This is a genomic window from Nocardia nepalensis, assembly GCF_048910785.1.
Taxonomy (GTDB): Bacteria; Actinomycetota; Actinomycetes; order Mycobacteriales; family Mycobacteriaceae; genus Nocardia; species Nocardia nepalensis.
Map to the genome: position 1 here is coordinate 16034 of NZ_JBKBET010000001.1, position 21005 is coordinate 37038.

18 protein-coding genes and 1 riboswitch are annotated in these 21005 nt (G+C 68.6%); of the genes, 5 read left to right on the forward strand and 13 right to left on the reverse strand.

Going from position 1 to position 21005, the window contains the following annotated elements:
• Positions 1-77: 77 nt before the first annotated feature.
• From murG to ACHQ4I_RS00130, 12 genes are all read right to left on the reverse strand, one after another.
• On the reverse strand, positions 78-1256 hold the full coding sequence (gene murG / locus ACHQ4I_RS00075; RefSeq protein ID WP_420769551.1) for an undecaprenyldiphospho-muramoylpentapeptide beta-N-acetylglucosaminyltransferase: 1179 nt from the start codon (positions 1254-1256) through the stop codon (positions 78-80).
• Complete coding sequence (gene ftsW, locus ACHQ4I_RS00080) at positions 1202-2680, reverse strand: putative lipid II flippase FtsW (RefSeq protein ID WP_420769552.1); 1479 nt, start codon at positions 2678-2680, stop codon at positions 1202-1204. The genes murG and ftsW overlap by 55 nt, the downstream gene beginning before the upstream one ends.
• Positions 2677-4122, reverse strand: a complete 1446-nt coding sequence (gene murD, locus ACHQ4I_RS00085; protein ID WP_420769622.1) for a UDP-N-acetylmuramoyl-L-alanine--D-glutamate ligase — start codon at positions 4120-4122, stop codon at positions 2677-2679. The genes ftsW and murD overlap by 4 nt, the downstream gene beginning before the upstream one ends.
• A gap of 49 nt (positions 4123-4171) precedes the next feature.
• Complete coding sequence (gene mraY / locus ACHQ4I_RS00090; protein ID WP_420769553.1) at positions 4172-5248, reverse strand: phospho-N-acetylmuramoyl-pentapeptide-transferase; 1077 nt, start codon at positions 5246-5248, stop codon at positions 4172-4174.
• Positions 5245-6759 (reverse strand): UDP-N-acetylmuramoyl-tripeptide--D-alanyl-D-alanine ligase, encoded by a 1515-nt coding sequence (locus tag ACHQ4I_RS00095; RefSeq protein ID WP_420769554.1) that lies wholly within the window; start codon positions 6757-6759, stop codon positions 5245-5247. Before ACHQ4I_RS00095 ends, mraY begins: the two co-directional genes overlap by 4 nt.
• Complete coding sequence (locus ACHQ4I_RS00100; RefSeq protein ID WP_420769555.1) at positions 6756-8471, reverse strand: UDP-N-acetylmuramoyl-L-alanyl-D-glutamate--2,6-diaminopimelate ligase; 1716 nt, start codon at positions 8469-8471, stop codon at positions 6756-6758. Before ACHQ4I_RS00100 ends, ACHQ4I_RS00095 begins: the two co-directional genes overlap by 4 nt.
• 113 nt (positions 8472-8584) lie before the next feature.
• Complete coding sequence (locus ACHQ4I_RS00105) at positions 8585-10492, reverse strand: peptidoglycan D,D-transpeptidase FtsI family protein (protein WP_420769623.1); 1908 nt, start codon at positions 10490-10492, stop codon at positions 8585-8587.
• 2 nt (positions 10493-10494) lie between these two features.
• Positions 10495-11319 carry a cell division protein FtsL gene (gene ftsL, locus ACHQ4I_RS00110; protein WP_420769556.1) on the reverse strand — a complete coding sequence of 275 codons (825 nt, stop codon included), beginning with the start codon at positions 11317-11319 and terminating at the stop codon, positions 10495-10497.
• Positions 11316-12293 (reverse strand): 16S rRNA (cytosine(1402)-N(4))-methyltransferase RsmH, encoded by a 978-nt coding sequence (gene rsmH, locus ACHQ4I_RS00115; RefSeq protein ID WP_420769557.1) that lies wholly within the window; start codon positions 12291-12293, stop codon positions 11316-11318. The genes ftsL and rsmH overlap by 4 nt, the downstream gene beginning before the upstream one ends.
• A gap of 216 nt (positions 12294-12509) precedes the next feature.
• Complete coding sequence (gene mraZ, locus ACHQ4I_RS00120; RefSeq protein ID WP_330253784.1) at positions 12510-12941, reverse strand: division/cell wall cluster transcriptional repressor MraZ; 432 nt, start codon at positions 12939-12941, stop codon at positions 12510-12512.
• Between the two features lie 449 nt (positions 12942-13390).
• Positions 13391-13813, reverse strand: coding sequence for a DUF3040 domain-containing protein (locus ACHQ4I_RS00125; RefSeq protein WP_354958034.1), 423 nt, complete (start codon positions 13811-13813; stop codon positions 13391-13393).
• 122 nt (positions 13814-13935) lie between these two features.
• On the reverse strand, positions 13936-14376 hold the full coding sequence (locus ACHQ4I_RS00130; RefSeq protein ID WP_420769624.1) for an SAV_6107 family HEPN domain-containing protein: 441 nt from the start codon (positions 14374-14376) through the stop codon (positions 13936-13938).
• Between the two features lie 151 nt (positions 14377-14527).
• Here ACHQ4I_RS00130 and ACHQ4I_RS00135 point away from each other — a divergent pair, with 151 nt between their 5' ends.
• The 5 genes from ACHQ4I_RS00135 (at position 14528) to ACHQ4I_RS00155 (ending at position 19681) form a co-directional block, all read left to right on the forward strand.
• Positions 14528-15145 (forward strand): GNAT family N-acetyltransferase, encoded by a 618-nt coding sequence (locus tag ACHQ4I_RS00135; RefSeq protein WP_420769558.1) that lies wholly within the window; start codon positions 14528-14530, stop codon positions 15143-15145.
• Entirely contained in the window at positions 15142-16710 is a 1569-nt protein-coding gene (locus ACHQ4I_RS00140) for a phytoene desaturase family protein (protein ID WP_420769559.1), read from the forward strand. The genes ACHQ4I_RS00135 and ACHQ4I_RS00140 overlap by 4 nt, the downstream gene beginning before the upstream one ends.
• Complete coding sequence (locus tag ACHQ4I_RS00145; RefSeq protein ID WP_420769560.1) at positions 16707-17672, forward strand: carotenoid biosynthesis protein; 966 nt, start codon at positions 16707-16709, stop codon at positions 17670-17672. The genes ACHQ4I_RS00140 and ACHQ4I_RS00145 overlap by 4 nt, the downstream gene beginning before the upstream one ends.
• Before the next feature lie 117 nt (positions 17673-17789).
• Positions 17790-18527 (forward strand): LppM family (lipo)protein, encoded by a 738-nt coding sequence (locus tag ACHQ4I_RS00150; protein WP_420769625.1) that lies wholly within the window; start codon positions 17790-17792, stop codon positions 18525-18527.
• Positions 18524-19681 carry a glycosyltransferase family 2 protein gene (locus ACHQ4I_RS00155; protein WP_420769626.1) on the forward strand — a complete coding sequence of 386 codons (1158 nt, stop codon included), beginning with the start codon at positions 18524-18526 and terminating at the stop codon, positions 19679-19681. The genes ACHQ4I_RS00150 and ACHQ4I_RS00155 overlap by 4 nt, the downstream gene beginning before the upstream one ends.
• 169 nt (positions 19682-19850) lie before the next feature.
• Here ACHQ4I_RS00155 and ACHQ4I_RS00160 read toward each other — a convergent pair whose 3' ends face one another.
• On the reverse strand, positions 19851-20573 hold the full coding sequence (locus tag ACHQ4I_RS00160) for a hypothetical protein (RefSeq protein ID WP_420769561.1): 723 nt from the start codon (positions 20571-20573) through the stop codon (positions 19851-19853).
• Between the two features lie 331 nt (positions 20574-20904).
• Positions 20905-20998: riboswitch (SAM riboswitch) on the forward strand.
• Positions 20999-21005 lie beyond the last annotated feature (7 nt).

The following is a 21005-nucleotide window of genomic DNA, read 5'->3' on the forward strand; positions in this document are numbered from 1 at the left end:
GGGCGGCAGGGCCGAGAGCGCATCGTCGGCGACCTCGGATTCGACCGCCCCGGATTCGGTGGCATCGGCTCCCGTGGTCACCGGCCGCTCACCTCCACGACAATGCGCGCCAGCTCGTCGGCGGCATCGCGATGCCCGGCGCCTGCGGCGGACAGGCTCATCTCGATCAGCCGTGCGCGGTCGGTCAGCAGCGGTATCACCTCATCGATCACGTATTTCGGGGTCAGCTCGGCATCGGGGACGATTCTGCCACCGCCCTGGCGGACGATCGGCCTGGCATTGAGTTCCTGCTCACCGTTGCCGTGCGGCAGCGGCACATAGAACGCGGGCAGGCCGACCGCCGACACCTCGGCGACGGTCATCGCGCCCGAACGGCAGACGACCGCGTCGGCGGCGGCATAGGCCAAGTCCATCCGGGAAAGATACGGCACGGCCAGATACCGCGCGCCGCCCTCACCCGAATCCTGGACCTCGAGGGTGTTCTTGGGGCCGTGCGCGTGCAGCACCGAGATGCCCGCGGCGGCCAGCTGTGGCGCCGCGCCGGAGACCGCGTTGTTCAACGACACCGCGCCCTGCGATCCGCCGAAGACCAGCAGCACCGGGCCCTCGGCGGGCAGGCCGAAGTGCGCGCGGGCCTCGGCCTGCAACGCGGCCCGATCCAGTGACGTGATCGACCCGCGCACCGGGATGCCGATGACCTGGGCGTTGGCGAGTCCGGAATCGGGTACCGCGGCGAGCACCCTGGCCGCGCGCCTGGCGCCGACCTTATTGGCGATGCCCGCCTTGGCATTCGCCTCGTGCACCACCACCGGCACCGCGCGCCTGCGCCGCAGCGCCCCCTTGCCCGCGGCGAGGTAGGCGGGCAGCGCGACATAGCCGCCGAAACCGACGATCACATCGGCCTCGACCGCATCGATGATCGACCTGGTCGCGGCCACCGAGGCGCGCACCCGGCCGGGCAGGCGCAGCAGATCCGCGGTCGGCTTGCGCGGCAAGGGAACCGGCGGGATCAACTCGAGCGGATAGCCGCGCTCGGGCACCAATTTGGTCTCTAGTCCGCGTTCGGTGCCGAGTGCGGTCACCCGGATCGAATCGTCGAGTCGCTTCAGCGCGTCGGCGACGGCGAGCGCGGGCTCGATATGGCCCGCGGTGCCACCGCCCGCGACGATCACCGACAGTGGTCTGCGGGGTCGCTCCGCACTCACCTGGATCTTCCCCGATCTCTCGCATGGTTTATCGGATAGCTGGGCTCCCATGCCCTGGTCGCCCGCAGGGAACTCGTCCCCCGGCTCTCGGGCACGCGGCGACGACCCGGTTCGGACTGCGGCCGTCGACCTGGAGGCAGTGCGCCCCGTCCCCGCTCGGCCTTGGCCCGTTCGGTCCGCGCCCGCTGTTCGGCCGCCTTGGCCTTGGCCGCGGCCGAGCGCGCCCGCGCCGCATCCGCCTTGGCCGGTGAGTACACCTCCGGCTTCGGCAGCCGCAGCAGTCGGCTGAATCGTCCGTCCTGTCCGGCCTGCAGCGCCGAAATCGCCTCGGGCTCATGCCTGGCCGCATTGGCGATGATGCCGAACATGAACAGCGTGATGGCCAGCGACGAACCGCCCGCGGAGACCAGCGGTAGCTGCAGACCGGTCACCGGCAGCAGGTTGACCACGTAGCCGATATTGATCAGCGCCTGACCGGTGATCCAGGTCGTCGCGGTCGCGGTGAGCAGCCGCAGGAACGGATCGACCGAGCGGCTCGCGATGCGCAGGCCGGTATAGACGAACAGCGCGAACAGCCCCAAAACCAGTGCGCAGCCGAGGAAGCCGAGTTCCTCGCCGATGATGGCGAAGATGAAGTCATTGTGCGCGTTCGGCAGGTACTGCCATTTGGCCCGGCTCTGACCGAGGCCACGGCCCCAGATGCCGCCGTCGGCCAGTGAGTACAACGCTTGGCGCGCTTGGTAATTGATGCCCTGCGGATCATCGCCCGGATTGAAGAACGCGCGCATGCGGTCCGAGCGGTACCCCGCGGACAGCGCGAGAATGCCCGCGGCGATCACGCCCGAGATCGCGATGGTGACGAACAGTCGCACCGGCAGTCCGCCGAACCACAGCAGCGCGGCCAGTACGATGCCGAGCGCGATGGTGGTCGACAGGTTCGGCTCGAGCACGACGAGCAGACACACCAGCAGACCGGCGGGCACCAGCGGCGTCAGGATCTCTTTGAGGCTCGCCTGTTCGGAGCGGCGCGAGGCGAGCAGATGCGCACCCCACACCACCAGGGTCACCTTCACGATCTCCGAGGGCTGCACCGAGATCGGGCCGAGGAAGAACCAGCGCCGCGCGCCCTGCACCTGTGAGCCGATGCCGGGAATCAGCACCAGCACCAGCGCCAGCACCGAGATCGCGAACAGCGGAAACGACCATTGCCGCAGCCGCCGCAGCGAAATCCGCAGTGCCAGATAGAACAGCACCGCACCGATCGCGGCGAACATGGCCTGCTGGATGAACAGCGAATACGCCGATCCACCATCCACATACGCCTCGACGCTCGACGCCGAAAGCACCATGACCAGGCCGAGCACGGTCAGCAGTGTCGCGATCGTGACGACGAGGTGGAACGACGCGAGCGGGCGCGCCAGCCAGGCGCCGAATTTGGTGGCCGCCAGCCGATTCCGCCGTGTCGTCTCGGTCATAGCTGCCGCCCGATGTCACCGTCTTCCAGCGCGGCCACCGCGGCGGCGAAACTGCGCCCGCGGTGGGTGTAGTCGGCGAACATATCCAAGGAGGCAGCGGCCGGAGCCAGCAGTACGGCGTCGCCGGGACGTGCGAGCCCGGCCGCGGCGCGCACGGCCCGCGCCATCACGGCATCGGCACTGGCCGCCGCATCGTTCCCAGCGTCACCCATCCCTGCATGGTCTCCCGCGCGGACCTCGACGACCGGGACCTCGGGCGCGTGTCGCGCCAATGCGGCCGCTATCACCGGTGCGTCGGCCCCGATCAGCACGGCGGCGACAAGGCGGTCGGCGACCTCATCGACCAGATCCTCGACCGACGCACCCTTCAGTTGCCCACCGGCGATCCACACCACCTGCGGGTGACCGAGAATCGACGAACGCGCGGCATGCGGGTTGGTGGCCTTGGAGTCATCGATGAATTCGACACCGGCCACCTCGCGCACGAACGCGGCCCGATGCGGACCGACCTTGTGCTCGATCAGCCCCTCTCGCACGAATTGCGGTGCGACCTCGATCGCCCTGGTCAGTGCGGCGGCGGCGAGTGCGTCGGCGACGCCGGCGGGTCCCTTGGGGCTGATATCGCCGACCTCGGCCAGGATCGCGGCCTTCGTGAAGGCGCGGTCGAGCAATTTGCCGTCCACCACACCGAGTTCGCCGTCGGCGGGCACGCCGATCCGGAAGCCGACCGTGCGGCGCGCCTTACTGCGGCGGGCCAGCGAGGCGGCCACCGGATCGTCGAGTCCGACGACGCCGACACGGCCATACAGCGCTCTGGACTTCGCCGCGGCATACGCATCGAGCCCGCCGTGCCAATCCAGATGATCCTCGGCCACATTCAGCACGACACCGGCCTCGGGCCGCACCGAAGGGGCCCAATGCAATTGGAACGAGGACAGCTCGACAGCCAACACCTGCGGACCGGGATTGCGCCGCAGCGCATCCAGGATCGGCAGCCCGATATTGCCGCAGGCGACACTGGCGATGCCCGCCGCGCGCAGAATCGAATGCACCATCGAGGTGGTGGTGGTCTTGCCGTTGGTGCCGGTCACCACCAGCCACTTGCGGACCGGACCGTAGATTCTGGCCTGATCGACCCACCAGGCGAATTCGACATCACCCCACACCGGGGTGCCCTCGGTGACGGCCGCGGCGAGCACCGGTGAGTCGGGTCGCCAGCCCGGGCTGGTGATGACCAGCGCGAAGCGGCTCCAGTCCGCGGACTCCAGTTCTGTGCAGGTCGCGATGTCCAGGCCGAGCCCGGCCGCCTCGGCCAGTGCGGCCGCGCCGCCGTCGGTGACCACCGGGCGCGCGCCGATATCGCGCAGCGGTTCGATCAGCGAGCGACCCGAAACACCCCATCCGGCCACCAGAACGTCACGGCCACGCAGGAATTCGAGCATGGGCCCTGGCGATCGCAGGGCCCGCGGAGAATGTTCGACCATCGCTACTTCACCCGACCGCTGAGAGATATTCGCTGTAGAACAGGCCGAGTCCGACCGCCGACGCCATGGCCGCCAGTAGCCAGAACCGGATGATCACCGTAGTTTCGGCCCATTTGCTGAGCTCGAAGTGATGATGGAACGGCGCCATCTTGAATAGCCGGTTGCGGGTTGTGCGGTACACCGCGACCTGCAACACCACCGAGGCGGTCTCGGCGACGAACAGCGCGCCGATCACGACCATTAGCAATTCCGTTCGCGTGGTGATCGAGAGTCCGGCGAGCATGCCGCCCAGTGCCAGCGAACCGGTGTCGCCCATGAAGATCTTTGCGGGCGCGGCATTCCACCACAGGAAGCCCACGCACGCGGCCGCGGCCGAGGCGCACACCAGTGCCAGATCCAGCGGATCGCGCACGTTGTAGCAGCCTGCCTCGGGAATCGTCGCGCAGGCATTGCGGTACTGCCAGAACGTGATGATCACGTAGGCGCCGAGCACCAGGCTCATCGAACCCGCGGCGAGACCGTCCAGGCCGTCGGTGAGATTCACCGCATTCGACCAGGCGACGACCAGCAGGCAGACCCAGCACAGGAAGATGATCGCACCCATCGACACCGTGGTGATGTCGCGGACATAGGACAGGTGCTTACTCGCCGGAGTCAGCCCGTTGCCGCCGTGGAACTGCAGCGCGAGCACGCCGAAGATGACCGCGGCGCTGAGCTGACCGATGTACTTGCCCGCGGCCGACAAACCCAGATTGCGCTGCTTGCGCAGCTTGATGAAGTCGTCGAGGAAGCCGACGACACCGAGTGCGGTGGTCAGCCCGAGCACCAGGATGCCCGAGGCCGACGGGCCGTCCGCGTCGTAGCCGATGCCGATGAGGTGTGAGCCGAGGTAGCCGGCCCACATGCCGACCAGGATGGCCACACCACCCATGGTCGGGGTGCCGCGCTTGGCCTGATGACTGGCCGGGCCGTCGACCCGGATCTCCTGGCCGAAGCCCTGCTTGGCGAAGATCCGTATCAACAGTGGCGTCAGCAGGATGGAGACCGCCAGCGCGATCCCCGCCGCGAACAGAATCTGCCTCATCCAAGAGCCTCCGTGCTACCCCTGCTAGTTCCCGCACGCTCCGTACCGGTCAAATGCTCGGCGACCTCCCACAGGCCGACCGCCTTGGACGCTTTGACCAGCACCACATCGCCCGACTCGACCTCGTCGTCGAGCAGCGCGATGGCCGCGCCGATATCGGGCACGAGGATCGACTCCTCGCCCCACGAGCCTTCCATTACCGCACCCTGGTGCATCGCGTGGGATGGCCTTCCGGTGCCGACCACGATCAACCGGGAGACATCCAAGCGCACCGCCAAGCGGCCGATCCGGTCGTGTTCGATGACCGATTCCTCGCCGAGCTCACCCATTTCACCGAGCACGGCCCAGCTGCGGCGCGGAGTGTCGCCCGCGCGGGACATGGTCACCAGGGCCTTGAGGGCGGCGCGCACCGAATCCGGATTGGCGTTATAGGAGTCGTTGACGACGGTGATGCCGTCGGCGGTGGTGCGCACATCCATGCGACGCGCCGAGGCGGCGTGCGCCCCGGACAGTGCCTGCGCGACGGTGTCGAGGTCGGCGCCGCATTCGAGCGCGACCGCGGCCGCGGCCAGTGCGTTGCCGACCTGGTGTTCGCCGTGCACGGCCAGCCGCACCGCAACGCTGCCCTCAGCGGTGTGCATGGTGAAACCCGCGCGTGCCTCGCCGTCGAGTTGTACATCGGTGGCGCGGATTTCGGCGTTGGTCGCCTGTCCGACCGTCACCACCCGGGCATTGGTGCGCGCGGCCATCGCGGCCACCTGCGGATCGTCGGCGTTGAGGACGGCGAGTCCGGTGGGCGGCAGTGCCTCGACCAGTTCGCCCTTGGTCTGCGCGATCACCTCGCGGCTGCCGAATTCGCCGAGATGGGCGGTGCCGACATTGAGCACCACGCCGATCTTCGGCGGCGCGACCCGCGCGAGCGCGGCGATATGACCCGGACCGCGGGCGGACAGTTCCAGCACCAGGAAGCGGGTGTCGGCATCGGCGCGCAGCGCGGTCCACGGATGACCGAGCTCGTTATTGAAGGAACCGGGCGGTGCGATGACCGGACCGAGCGGCGCGAGCACGGCGGCGAGCAGATCCTTGGTCGAGGTCTTGCCCGAGGAGCCGGTCACCCCGATCACCGTGAGTCCGCCTGCCGCGGAAAGACGTTCGACGCTCACCTGGGCGAGGGTAGCCAGCGCGGCCAGCACAGCGGCTCCCGACCCGTCCGAATCACCGGCCAGCGCAACGGATTTCGCGGGAACGGTGCCGGGGCTCGGGGTCACCACGATCGCGGGCACGCCCACCGGCCGGGCCGCGAGCACCGCGACCGCACCGGCGTCGATCGCTGTCTTCGCGTAGTCGTGGCCGTCGGCTTGCTCGCCGGGCAGGGCCAGGAAAAGATCCCCGGAACCGATTCGGCGCGAATCGAATTCGACCGAACCCGTTACCGTCACCTCCGGGTCGGGGGCGTCGTGCAGCGTGCCGCCGACGACCTCCGCGATCTCCCGCAGTGTCATCTCGATCATGAAACCGTCAAGTCCTCCGCGTCCGACCCCTGCGGACTCTGCTCAGTGTTGTCATCCTGCGTCGCCTGGTCGCCGCGCAGGCTCCGCTCCGGTCCCCCGAGTCGCCGTTCCAACGCCGCCGCGAGCACCTCGCGGTCGTCGAACGGATACTTCACACCCTGGATCTCCTGCCCGGCCTCATGGCCCTTGCCCGCCACCAGCACCACGTCACCGGGACGGGCCCAGTCGACGGCGGCGGCGATGGCCGCGACCCGGTCCCCGATCTCGCGCACCTCGCCGCGTTCGGCGGGCGGGACCTCCAGCGCACCTCTGCGCAGTGCGGCACGGATCGCGGCCGGATCCTCGGAGCGCGGATTGTCATCGGTAATGATCAGCAGGTCGGCGCCGCGCGCACCGGCCGCACCCATCAGCGAGCGCTTGCCCGCATCCCGGTCACCGCCCGCGCCGACGACCACGGCCAGCCGACCACCGGTATCCGCGGCAGTGTTGGATTCGCGGCGCCCGCCGTGGCCACGCTCGGCAACCGCCTCCGGGCCCGTCGCTCCCGCCGCCAGATGGCCGCGCAGCGTGGCGATCACCGACTCCACCGCGGCGGGTTTGTGCGCGTAGTCGACGATGGCCAGGAAATCCTGGCCCCGCTCGACCCGCTGCATCCGGCCCGGAACGTCCACGGTGGCCAGCGCGGGCGCCGCGACGGCGGCATCGGCTCCGGCGGCCGCGCACACGGCGACCGCGAGCAGTCCGTTGGCGATGTTGTAGCGGCCCGGAAGCCGCAGGCGCACGTCGACATTCGTCTCCGGTCCGGCGGCGGTGAACTCCTGTTCGCCGCCGTGCGCGGATATCTCGCCGGTGAGCTGCCAAGTGCCGGAACCGGTGGTGGACACGGTGATCGGGTCGGCGAGGTCGGCGGCGAGGCGCTGTCCCCACTCGTCATCCACGCAGATGACCGCGGTGCGCGCGGCGATCGGCGACTCCGGTTCGAACAGCCTGCGCTTGGCGGCGAAGTAGTCCTCGAAGTCGGCGTGGAAGTCCAGGTGGTCCTGCGACAGATTGGTGAACGCGCCCACCGTGAAGCGCACGCCGTCCACCCGGCCCAGCGCCAGGGCGTGGCTGGAGACCTCCATCACGACCGCGTCCACACCCTGCTCGACCATCAGCGCGAAGATCGCGTGCAGCTGCGGCGCCTCGGGCGTGGTCAACGCGCTCGGCACCCGGCGACCGCCGATCCTGGTCTCGATGGTGCCGATCAGCGCCGTGGACAGGCCGGCGGCGGCCAGTCCGGCCTCCACCAGATATGCGGTGGTGGTCTTGCCGGAGGTGCCGGTTATGCCGACGATGCGCAGTTGCTCCGACGGATTGCCGTAGAGCGCGCCCGACAGCTCGCCGAGCACCGACCTCGGCTGCTCACGCACCAGCACCGGCACGCCGAGATCACCGGCCAGCTCCGCACCCGCCGGATCGGTGAAGATCGCGACCGCGCCCCGTTCGACGGCGTCGCGAGCGAACCGGGCCCCATGCGACTGCGCGCCGGGCAGCGCGGCGAACAGGTCACCCGGCAGCACCGCGTTCGAGCGCTGCTCGATGCCGGTGACCTGGATCTGGGCGAGATCCGCACGCGACGAGCTGGCGCCGGTCAGTGCCAGCACGGTGGACAACGACGTCGACCGCGGATGGGTCGGCCGGAGCGCGTGCTGGCTGGACTGCGCGGGCACAGGGCTCCTCTCGGGAATCGGCACGGATGGGACTGAGTGGATCTATAGGAAGGCAGGGAACGTCGAGTCAGGTTACCGACGTCGGCTCGCGGCCGAACAACGCGGCTCCAATCTTATGGAGCCTGCAGAACGAACCGCCGCGACGGCTCGGGCGAGGGCGGGATCCGGTCGCGTTGCAGCGCCCAGGAGGCGATGTTGTGGAACAGCGGCGCCACCGACCCGCCGCCGCTGCCGTCGGAGCTGCGAATCGGCGCGTCGAGCATCAGGCCGATGACATAGCGCGGATTGTCCGCGGGGGCCATGCCGGCGAAGGTGATGTAGAACGACGAGGTCGAATAGCAGCGGCAGCTCGGATCGACCTTCTGCGCGGTGCCGGTCTTACCCGCCACCTGATAGCCATCGATCGACGCTGGCGAACCGGTGCCCGTCTGCACACCCATCGGATCGCGCTGCACGACCGCCTGGAACATGGTGCGCAGCGTCGCCGCGGTCTGCTCGCTGACCACCCGCACGCCATCGGGCTGGGTCTCCTCGGTGCGGGTGCCGTCCGGCGCGACTTTGGCCTTGACGATGCGTGGCGGAATCCGCAGGCCGCCATTGGCTATGGCCTGGTACATCCCGGTCATCTGCAGGTTTGTCATCGAAAGGCCCTGTCCGATGGGCAGATTCGCGAAGGTACCGCCGGACCACTGGTCGCGCGCCGGCACCTGCCCCGGACTCTCACCCGGCAGTCCGACACCGGTGCGCTGACCGAGGCCGAACCGGTTGACCATATCCGCGAACCGGTCCTCACCGACCCGCTGCGCCAGCATCAGCGTGCCGACATTGGAGGACTTACCGAAGATGCCGGTGGTGGTGTACGGCGTGGTGCCGTGCACCCAGGCATCGTGCACGGTGACACCCGCCATCCGGATCTCACCCGGAACCTGTAGCACCTCATCGGGATTGGTCAATCCGTATTCGATGGCCGCGGCCGCGGTCACGATCTTGTTGACCGAGCCGGGCTCGAACGGGTCCTGCACCGCGGGGTTCTGCATTTCGGCATTGCCCCAATGCTGTGGTCCCAGTCCGGGATTGAAGGTGTTGTCATTCGACATCGCCAGTACCTGGCCGGTTTTCGCATCCAGCACGACGGCCGAGGCCGCGTTCGCCCCGGACGTCTCCTTGGCCTGCTGCACCTGCTGCTGCACGTAGTACTGCAGATCCGAATCGAGGGTCAGCTCGACGCCGTAGCCGTTCACCGCGGGCTGCTTATCGCGCCAACTGCCGGGAATGACCGCGCCGTCGGACCCACGATCGTAGGTGTGCGAGCCGTCGGTACCCGCCAGCAGCGAGTCCAGTGACGATTCCAGCCCCATTTGGCCGTGTCCGTCCCAACCGGTGGTGCCCAGCACATTGGCGGCCAGCGATCCGCCCGGATATTCGCGCACATCCTGGCGTTCGACGCCGACCTCGGGACACAGCACGGTGATATCGGAGGCGATGCGCGGATCGACATTGCGGGCGAGATAGACGAAGGTGTCGTCACTCTTCATCTTCTCCAGCAGCGCGGATTCGGCGGGCGCGTCCTTGCCGAGCTTGTCGTGAATGGTCTTCGCGATAGTTTTGAGCCGCTCCTCCGGATCCGGCGCCTTGGCCGATTTGGCCTTCGCATCGGCGAGTTGCTTGCGCACGATCGGCGGCTGGAAGTTCAACGCCTGTGCGCTCAGCGTGAACGCGAGGGATTTGCCGTTGCGGTCGGTGATGGGTCCGCGGGTCGCCGTATCGATCTTGCGAGTGGTGCGCTGATCGGCCGCCTGCGCGGACAGGCTCGGCGCGGAAATGCTCTGCACCCACAGTAACTGGAGCGCGACGACCGCCAGCGCGACCAGCATGATCACCCGGCCGACACCCAAGCGCAGACGCAGCGGCCGGTCGACGGTGGCCGTGCGCGGTCTGGATGCACCGGTCGCCCTCGACGATCCAGCCTTGGACGCCGCTGGCCCGCGGCGCTGGCGCGACGCGGGCTTGGTCTGACGCATGCTCATCGGGCGCCCCCGTCCGGGGTGCCCGGTGGTTCGGATTGCGCTTCTGCCTGAGGTGTCGCGGGCTGGGGTGTTTCCGGTTGGGGCGTCGCGGGCCGCGGCGTTTCGGGCTGCGGTGTTTCCACCGGAGCCAGCGCGGCGGGACTCGGCGTCGGCAGCGAACTGGCAGGCGTCGGGCTGGGCTGTCCGGCAACGGCATTCGCGGGCTGCCCGGTATTCGGCTGGGCGGACGGAGTCGGCGCGGGCGTGGTCGTCACCGGAACCACCCGCTCGCCGCGGGCCAGCGCGTTACCCGGCTGCGCGGTGGTCGGCGCGGTCGGCGAGGGGTTCAGCGGGGGCACGGGTGCGCCCTGGGCGGGCGTCGGCTTGCCGATCACCGTCACCCCGCCATCCGGCCCTATCACCAGCCGGGCCGGATCCTTGGCCGGGATCATCCCGAGTTCGCGGGCCCGCGCGGCGAGTTCGGGCGCGGAGTCGGCGGCCTCCACCTCGCGCTGCAGCGCCGCCCGTTCGTCGGCCAGCCTGCGGTTGGTCGCCCTGGCGTCGCCGAGCTGATAGCTGTCCTCCGCCGAGCGGGTGGTGAGCAGCAGGGTGAGCGCGAGACCGCAACCGAGCAGCGCAATGATCGCCGCTACGAACGGAATTCGCTCCGTCATCGCCGAGGCGCGCAGCTTCGGCAGGTCCTGGCGGCCCCCCGACTGCTCGGCCCGCATCCGGCGCTTGGCGTAGGCCCGTTGTGCGGCACCCGATTTCACCCGCTCGGCGGCCTGAACCCGGCGGGCGATCCGGCCCGGCGCCTCGACGGTACGCGTGCGCACACTCATGCAGTCCCCTCCTGGATTCGCTCTGCCGCGCGCATCCGCACAGGAGCCGCCCGCGGGTTCTCTTCGATCTCTTGTTCGGTAGCCTTCTCGGCGCCCCGGGTCAGCAGCTTGAATTCCGGTCCCATACCGGGCAATTCGACCGGCAGGTCGACCGGTGTCCGCGATGTGGTGCGCGGCGCCAACTCCTGTTTGACCACCCGGTCCTCGAGCGACTGATACGACATGATCACGATTCGCCCGCCGACCCGCAGCGAGTCGAGGGCGGCGGGCAGTGCGGCCCGCAGCGAATCGAGTTCGCCGTTGACCTCCACCCGCAGCGCCTGGAAGGTCCGCTTGGCCGGGTGGCCGCCGGTCCGCCTGGTCGCGGCCGGGATTGTCGCGTAAAGCAATTCGACCAGTTCGGCACTTGTGGTGAACGGCTTCTGCTGGCGACGGCGCACAACCGCGGAGGCGATTTTGCCCGCGAAGCGTTCCTCGCCATAGGTTTTCAGCACCCGCGCCAAATCGCCATGGCTGTAGGTGTTGAGCACATCGGCGGCGGTGATGCCGGTGGTCGGGTCCATCCGCATATCCAGCGGCGCGTCGACGGAGTAGGCGAAGCCGCGCTCGGCCTCGTCCAGCTGCATCGAGGAGACGCCGAGATCCATCAGGATGGCGCTCACCGAACGGGTGGTCGGCAGTCCGGCCTGTTCGAGCGCGGCGGCGATTCCGTCATATCGGATGTGCACCAAGGTAATTCGGTCCGCGAACGGGGCCAGGCGGGCACCCGCCAGCGCGAGCGCGTGGGTGTCGCGGTCGAGTCCGACGAGATGGATGTTCGGGTAGGTCCGTAGGAAGTGTTCGGCGTGACCGCCCAAACCCAGCGTGGCGTCTACATAGACGGCGCCGGGTTCGGACAGTGCCGGGCCGAGCAGCGCGTCGGCTCGCTGGAGTAGAACCGGAACATGGCGGGGGCCGTCGTGTTCACGGTTCACCTCGTCCTCCCGGAATCGTGCCTCGCGTCGTTGCGCACCGAGCGGTGCCATTGGTTCACTCGCTACGCCCGATCACGGGTCGCCTTGTTACACAGCTGCTTTCAAAAATACGAATGCCCCGGGGTCTCTGACCGGAGCCTCGGCACCTGGCGTCGGGGAAGTACGTCAGGGTCCGCGCGTCCGGGCAGAGGCCGCGTGGCACTCGTTCGCTCAGGGCTAGAAGATGCCGCCCAGCGACTCGTCTCTCGCTTCGGCGTAGTCCTCCTCGTGCTCGGCGAGGTAGGACTCCCACGCCTGCTTATCCCATATCTCGAGGAAGTCGACCGATCCGATCACGACACAATCCCGCGAAAGGTTCGCGTAGCGACGATGATCGGCCGACAACACGATCCGGCCCTGGGCGTCCGGACGCTGTTCATCGGTTCCGGCCGCAAGTGCCCGGACGAACGCGCGCGCCTGCGGATTGCTTCGAGACGCCGCCGCGGCTCGCCGAGCGAGCGCGGTGAACTCTTCCTTGGGGTATACGGCAAGGCTGTGGTCCTGACCCTTCGTGACCATCAACCCTCCCGCCAGATCGTCTCGAAACTTCGCAGGCAACGTCAGTCGCCCCTTGTCATCCAACCGAGGAGTGTAGGTACCGAGAAACAACCCGCTACCTCCTGGATCAACCCCGCTACGCGGGGAGCGCGATCTCCTCGGATGTATGCCCTTCCTCTAGTGCGCGCTCCACATTACCCCACTTTCCCCCACTTTCAATCGAAACTCGGGGTGATCTGGCTCCCCGCGTCGTCGATTACGCAGGTCATCCCAGCTATCACGGTGGTGGAGAACTTTTTCCGTGTTCTGGCGACACGCGCCGCACGGCCAGACGATCGCCCGACAACAACCAGCAAACGCCCTGGTTCGCCCCATTTCAACCAATGATGGGCGGCCGCGCGGGTGGGTGGTGGGGCACGGTGGGGGAAGATCGTGGGGCGTTGTGGGGTACCGCCCGCGGAGACCACCCAGCAGCCGGGCGGTTCACACATGCGAACGCGCCGCCGCACCCTTTCGGTGCGGCGGCGCGTTTCGATATGTAGATGTCGGCTACGGGCGCGCTACTCCTGATCGAAGCGGCGGCGGAACCGATCCTCCATGCGTTCGGAGAAACCACCGGACTTGCGCTGTCGCCCACGTCCGCTCGATCCACCACTCGCGCCACCGGATTGGGCATTGCCCGACCGGTCGCCCTTGGCGATGCCCTTGGAACTGCCGAGCAGCAACAGCACGCCTGCGGCGAACATCACGATGAATCCGATCAGGCTGATGATCGGAAAGTCGCCGAGCTTCACCGGAGCGGCGATGCCAGCGACGAGTAGAAACAGACCAAGGACGAACAAGGCCGCGGCCTGGAGTCTGCGGCGACTCGAGGTCGAGCGAAGGCGTCCGCCGCGGACGGACGACGCGAACTTCGGATCCTCAGCATAGAGCGCGCTCTCGATCTGTTCGAGCATGCGCTGCTCGTGCTCGGAGAGTGGCACGGTACCTCCCCCGGCACTAGGACGTGGCTGTCGCCTCCGGGTAGGCGACAGATAGCCAAGGTCGGCTATCTGCCACCAATGATACGAGTTCGATCAGTGCCGTACCACCTACTCGCCGATAACTAAGCGGTCATACCGCCCGACCACCCCGGCGCAGGGCGCAGTCGAGCACCGGCGTTCAGCAGATCTTCGATGTCGTGGAGGAATGCGCCCACCCGCGAATAGAACTCGTCGGCCTGCTGATCATCGATGTTGCGGTCCAGCCCCGCCTCCAGCGCCGCCCTGATCTCCGAGCGAGCGCTGAAGTAGTCGGCCCACATGACGAATTCGGGCGCGGCGCGCTGCATCAGCACCCAGGCATTGCGCGAACGCGCCCGCGGCGCGGCGTCCGCCCCGGTATACGCGAGCACCGCCCCGGCGCCGCGCAATGCGGCGAGATACGCGGTCCGGAAACGCTCGCGCGGGTCCAGCTCGCCCGCCGCCTGCATCAGCAAGCCGTCCGCCCGCTGCAGCAGCTTGCCCGCCTTGCCGGGTTGCCCCGGGTGTTCGATCCGACCAGACATCAGCCGTCCCTCCGAGTCGCTCACCTGGCCTATCCTGGGCGCGAGCGCCGAGTTTCCCAACACCGCGCGGATCGAACAGGTATTCGAACGTTTGAATTGAGATTGAATATAGGGACACCCACCGACAACTTTCCGCGGACCGACGAGAGCCATGACCGCCGTCAAGCCCAAACACACCCCCGCAAACGCACCCGTCGTCATCGATCTATCGATCACGGCCCTACGCTCCCGGCTGCACGATGCGCTGGCGGTGTACGTCGCGGCGATGGAGTATCCACACGGCACCGAGCACCATCGCGCGCCGATGTGGACCGAGCACACCACTCGCCCCGGCTGGCAGGCCGTCGCCGCCGTCGTCCCCGATGATTCCGGGCAGATCGACCTGCGGACCGCGCCGATCGTGGCCATCGCCTACGGCTATCGCGGCGCCGCCCACCAGTGGTGGCATCAGCAGGTGCACAGCGGGATGCGCCGCTCGGGGTGGCCGGAACACTCTGCGCGCGAACTACTTTCGGACTATTTCGAATTGACCGAGTTGCATGTGCATCCCTCGGCGCAGGGCCGAGGCATCGGCGCCGCGCTGCTGACCCGGCTGCTGGCGAACCGCACCGAGAACGTGGTGCTGCTGTCCACACCCGAGGTGGAGCGCGAGGCCAACCGCGCCTGGAAGCTGTATCGGCGACTCGGATTCACCGATGTGATCCGGGATTTCGTCTTCGCCGGGGATACCAGGCCGTTCGCGATCCTCGGGCGGCGGCTGCCCCTGTGACGGTCGTTGTCGTCGGGTCGGGCCACAACGCGCTGGTCGCCGCATGCTATCTGGCACGCGCCGGTGAGCGGGTGGAGGTGCTCGAACGCGATGAGGTGCTCGGCGGCGCGGTGTCGACGGTCGAACGCTTCCCCGGCCATCTGGTCGATCGCGGATCCTCGGCGCACATCATGGTGCGCCATACCGGGATCATCGAGGAACTGGAGCTTTCTCGCTTCGGACTGCGCTATATCGACTGTGATCCTTGGGGTTTCACGCCCGCGGGACCGGATGGTGGTGCGCCGATCGTGTTCCATCGTGATCTCGATCGCACCTGTGCGGGGATCGCGGAGGTCTGCGGCGCGCGGGATGCGGCGGCGTATCGGCGCTTCGTCGAGATCTGGGGACCGCGCTCGGCGCGGGTGATGCGCGCGTTCGGCGGCGCGCCGACGCCGGGCCGGCTGTTGCGTTCATTCTGGGGGCTGGACGCGCGCGATGGCGGGAGTGCGCTGTCGCGGGAGTTCCTGCAGACCGGGGATGCGCTGCTGGACGCCTACTTCGACGACGAGCGACTCAAGGCGTCGCTGGCCTGGTTCGGGGCGCAGTCCGGGCCGCCGATGTCGGAACCGGGGACCGCGCCGATGGTCGGATTCGCCGCGCTGATGCACACCTTGCCGCCCGGGCGGGCGGTGGGCGGGAGTGGCGCGCTCACAACGGCATTGGTCGCGCGGTTGCGTGCCGACGGCGGTGTTGTGTCGGCGGGCGATGCGGTCACCGCACTTCGACAGGTCGGTTCGGGCTGGCGGGTTTCGACCGCTTCGGGCCGAATTCTGCACGCGGACACCGTGATCTCGGGAACGCATGTGCTGACCACGCTGGATCTGTTGCGGGACGGCGGATTCGACGGTGCCGTGCTCGACGACTGGCAGCGGCGGATCCGGGTCGGTCCCGGCATCGGCATGGTGGTGCGGCTCGCGACCAACGCGCTGCCGCAGTATCCCGGAAGCTCGACTGCCGAATCCGCCAACGGTCTGCAGTTTCTGGTTTCGGATCGACGCCAGCTGCGCCGGGCGCACGGTGCGGCCTCGGCCGGTGATCTGCCGCCGCGTCCGGTGGTGCTCGCGATGAGCTTCAGCGCGCTGGACCCGAGCATCGCCCCCGCCGGTGAACATCAACTCTCGCTCTGGGCGCAATGGCATCCGTACCAGTTGGCCGACGGGAGCGACTGGGCGGCGCACGCGGAGCCCGAGGCCGATCGGCTCATCGCCGAAGTCGACTCCTACGCACCGGGTTTCGCGGCGAGCGTGCTGCGGCGGTATGTGCAGACGCCGGTGGATCTGGAGCGTGAGATGGGGTTGCGCGGCGGGAACGTGATGCATGTGGAGATGTCGCTGGATCAGATGATGTTGTGGCGGCCGCTGCCGGAATTGTCCGGGCAGCGGGTGCCGGGGGCGGCGGGGTTGTATTTGACCGGGGCGTCGACGCATCCGGGCGGCGGGGTGTCGGGGGCGAGTGGGCGCAGTGCGGCGCAGTTGGTGCTGCGTGATCGACGGCGTAATCGGTTTCCCCTGCTGCGCAGGCGATGACAGAGCCGGATCCGCAAACGGACTGCTGGCAATGGACGCCGCGATTCGTCGTGCCGGCGGTATTCGCGGTGCTGCTCGTGCTCGCGCAGATCGGTTATCCGCTGTCCTCGGGCATCGCTCGCGATCGGGTGACCGTTGTGGTGGTGATGTTGTCGGCGGGCACGGCGTTGGTGCATGCCGCAGCGACGCGCGGGATTCGGTATGCCGTGGGCTTTCTGATGATCGTCTCCGGGCTCGGACTACTTGCCGAGATCATCGGCACCGCGACCGGATTCCCGTTCGGCTGTTATGACTACGCCGACGGCAGGATAGGTCCTACCGTGGCGGGGGTGCCGTTGGTGGTCGCGCTGGCCTGGACGGGCGGGCTGTACCCGGTGTGGGTGGTGGCCGGGCTGCTGACTCGACGGCTGCTCGGCCGGGTGCTGATGACGGCGGTAGGCGCGGTGGGTTGGGACCTGTTCCTGGATCCACAGATGGTGGCGGACGGGCAGTGGAGTTGGTGTGCCGCGGGGTGGGGTCTGCCCGGGCTGCACGAGATTCCATATACGAACTACCTGGGCTGGTTCGCCGTGGCGGTGGTCATGGCGGCACTGCTGACCGGTTTGGATCGTGTGGTGGGAATGCGGGTGATGGGCGCGCGATCGGCGGGTGTGCGGGTTTCGAACGCGGAGACCACCGGAGGTGGAACCTCGCCGGCGGAGTCGAGAACCGGAGCCAGGGAGTTGCAGACCGCGCTGGCGTCGACTGCTCCCGGATCGGAGGAGGAAGCGCGGGGGCCGGGATGCCGAATTCCGGCGGGGGTACTGGTGCCGGTCGCGGTGTTTCTGTGGACGTGGTTGGGGTCCACGCTTGCGCATGCGGTGTTCCTCGATCTGCCGTATTCGGCATGGTATGGGTGTGTCGGGTTGGGGGTGCTCGGCGTGCCGCTAATGGTGCGGTTGGTCGGCGCTCGGCGGGGGTGAATGGTGCGGACACCATTTGTCCGATACTTCAGTCCATGCGCGTTCCGCCCGTCGCGTGGCAATCCGGGTCGGCGGCCTGGCACGATGTGAGCCGTGCAGCCGAGTCCTCTCACCGCAATGCCCGATACCCCGGTTCTACGTTCGCCCCGGCCCGGGGCGCGGGTAGCGGCGGCAGTTCTGCTGGCCGCATTGTTGGTGCCCGTGCTCGCGGGCTGCCTGCGGGTGCAGGTTTCGATGGGTGTGTCGTCCAATGACCGGGTCTCCGGCCGGATCGTCGCCGCGGTCGTGCCCGCGGATGCCAATGACAAGGGCCCGCAGCTGAAGGCGCCCGATTCGCTGGCCGCGAAGGTGCGAGTCGAGCCGTACAGCCAGGACGGCTACGTCGGCAGCAAGGTGTTCTTCGAGGATCTGTCCTTCGGCGAGGTCGGCCAGCTCGGCGGACTCTCCGAGCAGACCCAGGGCATGTTCAATCTGTCGTTCCAGCGCACCGGCGACCTGGTCAGCCTCAACGGCCGAGTCGACCTGAAAGCCGTGCCACCGCACGGCTCGGACGTGCAGTTCACGGTGGCATTCCCGGCCCGGGTCGCCAAAACGAACGGCAACCGCGAGGACGACTCCACCGTCTCCTGGAAACTCCCGCCCGGCGACGTCTCCACCCTGCGCGCCGAAGTCAGCTACGCAGACCCGAACACCCGCTCCTTCGCGGGCTGGGCCGGAATCGTCGGCGGCATCACCCTCGCCGTCGCCGCCATCATCGCCGCCATCGCCTACATGGACCGCAACCCCGCACCCCCCGGCGCCCCCCAAGGCGGTTTCTCCCTGAACAGCCTGTTGCGTTCGCGGATCCGACGCTGACCTTGCCGAGGGCGGCCGCGGCTGTCGGGACCCGGATCGGCGCGGCGATCGCGTTGTTCGGTTGCGGGGTTGCGCTATTCAACCGGGCCACGGTGCGCAGGCTGTCAACTGGATCGACAACCGCGATCGAACACGTGACGATCTGCGTCCCCGCGCGTGACGAGGCGCGGCGACTGCCCGGGCTGATCGACGATCTTCGACGGCAGGTGGGGGTACCGCGGCTGCGGGTGCTGATACTCGATGACGCGTCCAGCGACGGGACCGAAGCGGCCGCGGTGGCCGCGATCGCGGGCGATGCCCGATTCACGGTGATCCGATCCGAGGCCGAACCCGCGCCGGGGTGGACCGGGAAGGCCGCGGCCTGCGCCCGGCTGGCCGAGTTGGCCGACGCGTCGGTGCTGATCTTTCTCGACGCCGACGTGCGGCTGGCGCCGAGCGCGGTCGCCGCCGCGGTCGCCGAGCTGCGCCGGAGCGGGGCCGCGTTGCTGTCGCCGTGGCCGTATCAGGTGGCCGAATCGCTCGCCGAGGCGCTGGTGCAGCCGCTGCTGTGCTGGTCGTGGGCGGCGACCCTGCCGATCGCGATCGCCAACCGCAGCCGCAGACCCTCGACAGCGGTCGCCTGCGGCCAATTCCTCGTCTTCGATGCCGCCGCCTACCGCGCCATCGGCGGCCACACCTCGGTCGCCGCCAGCCCCACCGAGGATCTGGATATCGCTCGCGCCCTGCGCCGTTCCGGTCGCCGCACCGAACTGGTCTCTGCGGGCCGCTCGGCGCGCACCCGAATGTACCGCGACGCAACCGAACTCGAAGCAGGCTATACCCGCTGGCTCTGGTCGGCATACGGCGGCACGACAGTCGGCGGCGCGGCCGTGGGAGCTATCGCCGCACTGGCCTACTGGGTACCACCCCTCGCCGCCATCGCCGGTCGCGGCCGGACGCGCGCCACCGGTCTCATCGGCTACACCGCCGCAGTCACCAGCCGCCTACTCACCCGCTCCCTGGAAAACGGCCCCCTCACCCGCACCGATACCCTTGCCGCCCTAGCACACCCACTCTCCATCGCCGCCTACCTCCGCCTATGGACCCACTCCCACCAAGCCCACCGCACAAACACCCTGACCTGGAAAGCCCGCCCCCTCACCCCCACCCACTGACCCGCCCCTCTCCCCGCCGCCCTCAATTGGCGACCAAGATCAGGTGGAATCTATGGCGGCATCGCCCGAGAGAACCCCGCCACCAGTTCCACCTGATCTTGATCGAATCCGCGGCAGGTTCGCGACCCCGCTTGGTGGGTCTGGTTGGCGACGTTGGAGTTCGCCGGGGTCAGCGGACCGTGGTGATGCCCACGGTCGGGAGGAAGTAGCAGGGCTTGCCGCCGTTGTCGATGGATCCGAAGACTGCGGCGAGGACGGTGCCGGAGCCGGTGTCGACCGGGACGGCGCGGACGCCGCCGGCGGGAAATGCGCTGAAGAAGTCCTGGATGGCGCGTTCGGCGAGTGGTCTTACCTCGGCGGGGATTTCGGCGGGGACGATCGATCGGACCACGTCGGAGAGCGGGCCCATCGCGGTAATACCGCTGCGGCCGTTTGCCAGGTTCACCCAGGCGACATTCATGCCGGAGACGTTCGTGCGCTCCGGCCCCACGCCGTAGGGCACGAAGGTGAACATCGTCTGGCCCGACTTGACCGCGGACAGGTCGAGTCCGGGGATGGCCACAGTCGTCTTCGGCCACGGGCCGGGAACCGCGCCGGCGACGGCGGGGGTCAGGCCGAGGGTGGTGTCGTTGGAGCAGAAGGCCGCGGCCGCCGGATACAGGAACGGGTCGATGCCGAAGGCGCGCAGCGCTTCGACGGCGGCTCGGTAGGCGCTGAGTAAATCGCCGGGCGCGGCGGTACCGGCTTGGCCGGCCGGCTCGCCCGGCGTGGTCACCGCGGGTACGGGCATCGGCGCGGGAGCCGCGGCGGCGATGCCGGGGGCGGCGAGTGTCACCGCGGCCGCACCGGTCGCGATGGCGGTAAGCGTGGTCAGACGGCGCAGCACGGTCATACAGACCTCCTCATCGTCGGGCACGATCGAGGTCCGAGAGTACTCCGGCAAACCTTCGCAACTGGGCTCATTTCGACTGCCAACTCGGCCGCGTCGCGCGCCCGATCGGACTGCCGCACCGACCCGCCGCGCGGGCGAACCAGACGAAAGGCGCGGAAAGGACTGCGCCCCATGCACCACGAGCAACCGCACGACCGGGCCAATAATCGCTGCTCATGGCCATTCGGACAAGGTCTGCGCTCACGCTGATTCGTACCCTTGTGCCGGACTTCGCCTGCTTCGCATGATATTTCGGCTAGACCCATTGACCGACCCGTGCTCGGCGTCGGACACACCATCCAGAGCGACCGAGAGACCTGGCTCGTCGACGTCGCAGCAACCCCCCGGCCACCGGGTGCGGGTGCTTCCGCCGGGAACGATGGAGGAACCGAA

What these genes read in the sequence shown, in the direction of transcription:
- ACHQ4I_RS00135 (WP_420769558.1), top strand. Translation starts at nt 14,528, where the DNA reads ATGACCGCCGTCAAGCCCAAACACACCCCCGCAAACGCACCCGTCGTC.
- ACHQ4I_RS00150 (WP_420769625.1), top strand. Translation starts at nt 17,790, where the DNA reads ATGCCCGATACCCCGGTTCTACGTTCGCCCCGGCCCGGGGCGCGGGTA.
- murG (WP_420769551.1), bottom strand. Translation starts at nt 1,256, where the DNA reads ATGGGAGCCCAGCTATCCGATAAACCATGCGAGAGATCGGGGAAGATC.
- ACHQ4I_RS00145 (WP_420769560.1), top strand. Translation starts at nt 16,707, where the DNA reads ATGACAGAGCCGGATCCGCAAACGGACTGCTGGCAATGGACGCCGCGA.
- ftsL (WP_420769556.1), bottom strand. Translation starts at nt 11,319, where the DNA reads ATGAGTGTGCGCACGCGTACCGTCGAGGCGCCGGGCCGGATCGCCCGC.
- mraY (WP_420769553.1), bottom strand. Translation starts at nt 5,248, where the DNA reads ATGAGGCAGATTCTGTTCGCGGCGGGGATCGCGCTGGCGGTCTCCATC.
- ACHQ4I_RS00095 (WP_420769554.1), bottom strand. Translation starts at nt 6,759, where the DNA reads ATGATCGAGATGACACTGCGGGAGATCGCGGAGGTCGTCGGCGGCACG.
- ACHQ4I_RS00160 (WP_420769561.1), bottom strand. Translation starts at nt 20,573, where the DNA reads ATGACCGTGCTGCGCCGTCTGACCACGCTTACCGCCATCGCGACCGGT.
- murD (WP_420769622.1), bottom strand. Translation starts at nt 4,122, where the DNA reads ATGCTCGAATTCCTGCGTGGCCGTGACGTTCTGGTGGCCGGATGGGGT.
- ACHQ4I_RS00105 (WP_420769623.1), bottom strand. Translation starts at nt 10,492, where the DNA reads ATGCGTCAGACCAAGCCCGCGTCGCGCCAGCGCCGCGGGCCAGCGGCG.
- ACHQ4I_RS00130 (WP_420769624.1), bottom strand. Translation starts at nt 14,376, where the DNA reads ATGTCTGGTCGGATCGAACACCCGGGGCAACCCGGCAAGGCGGGCAAG.
- ftsW (WP_420769552.1), bottom strand. Translation starts at nt 2,680, where the DNA reads ATGACCGAGACGACACGGCGGAATCGGCTGGCGGCCACCAAATTCGGC.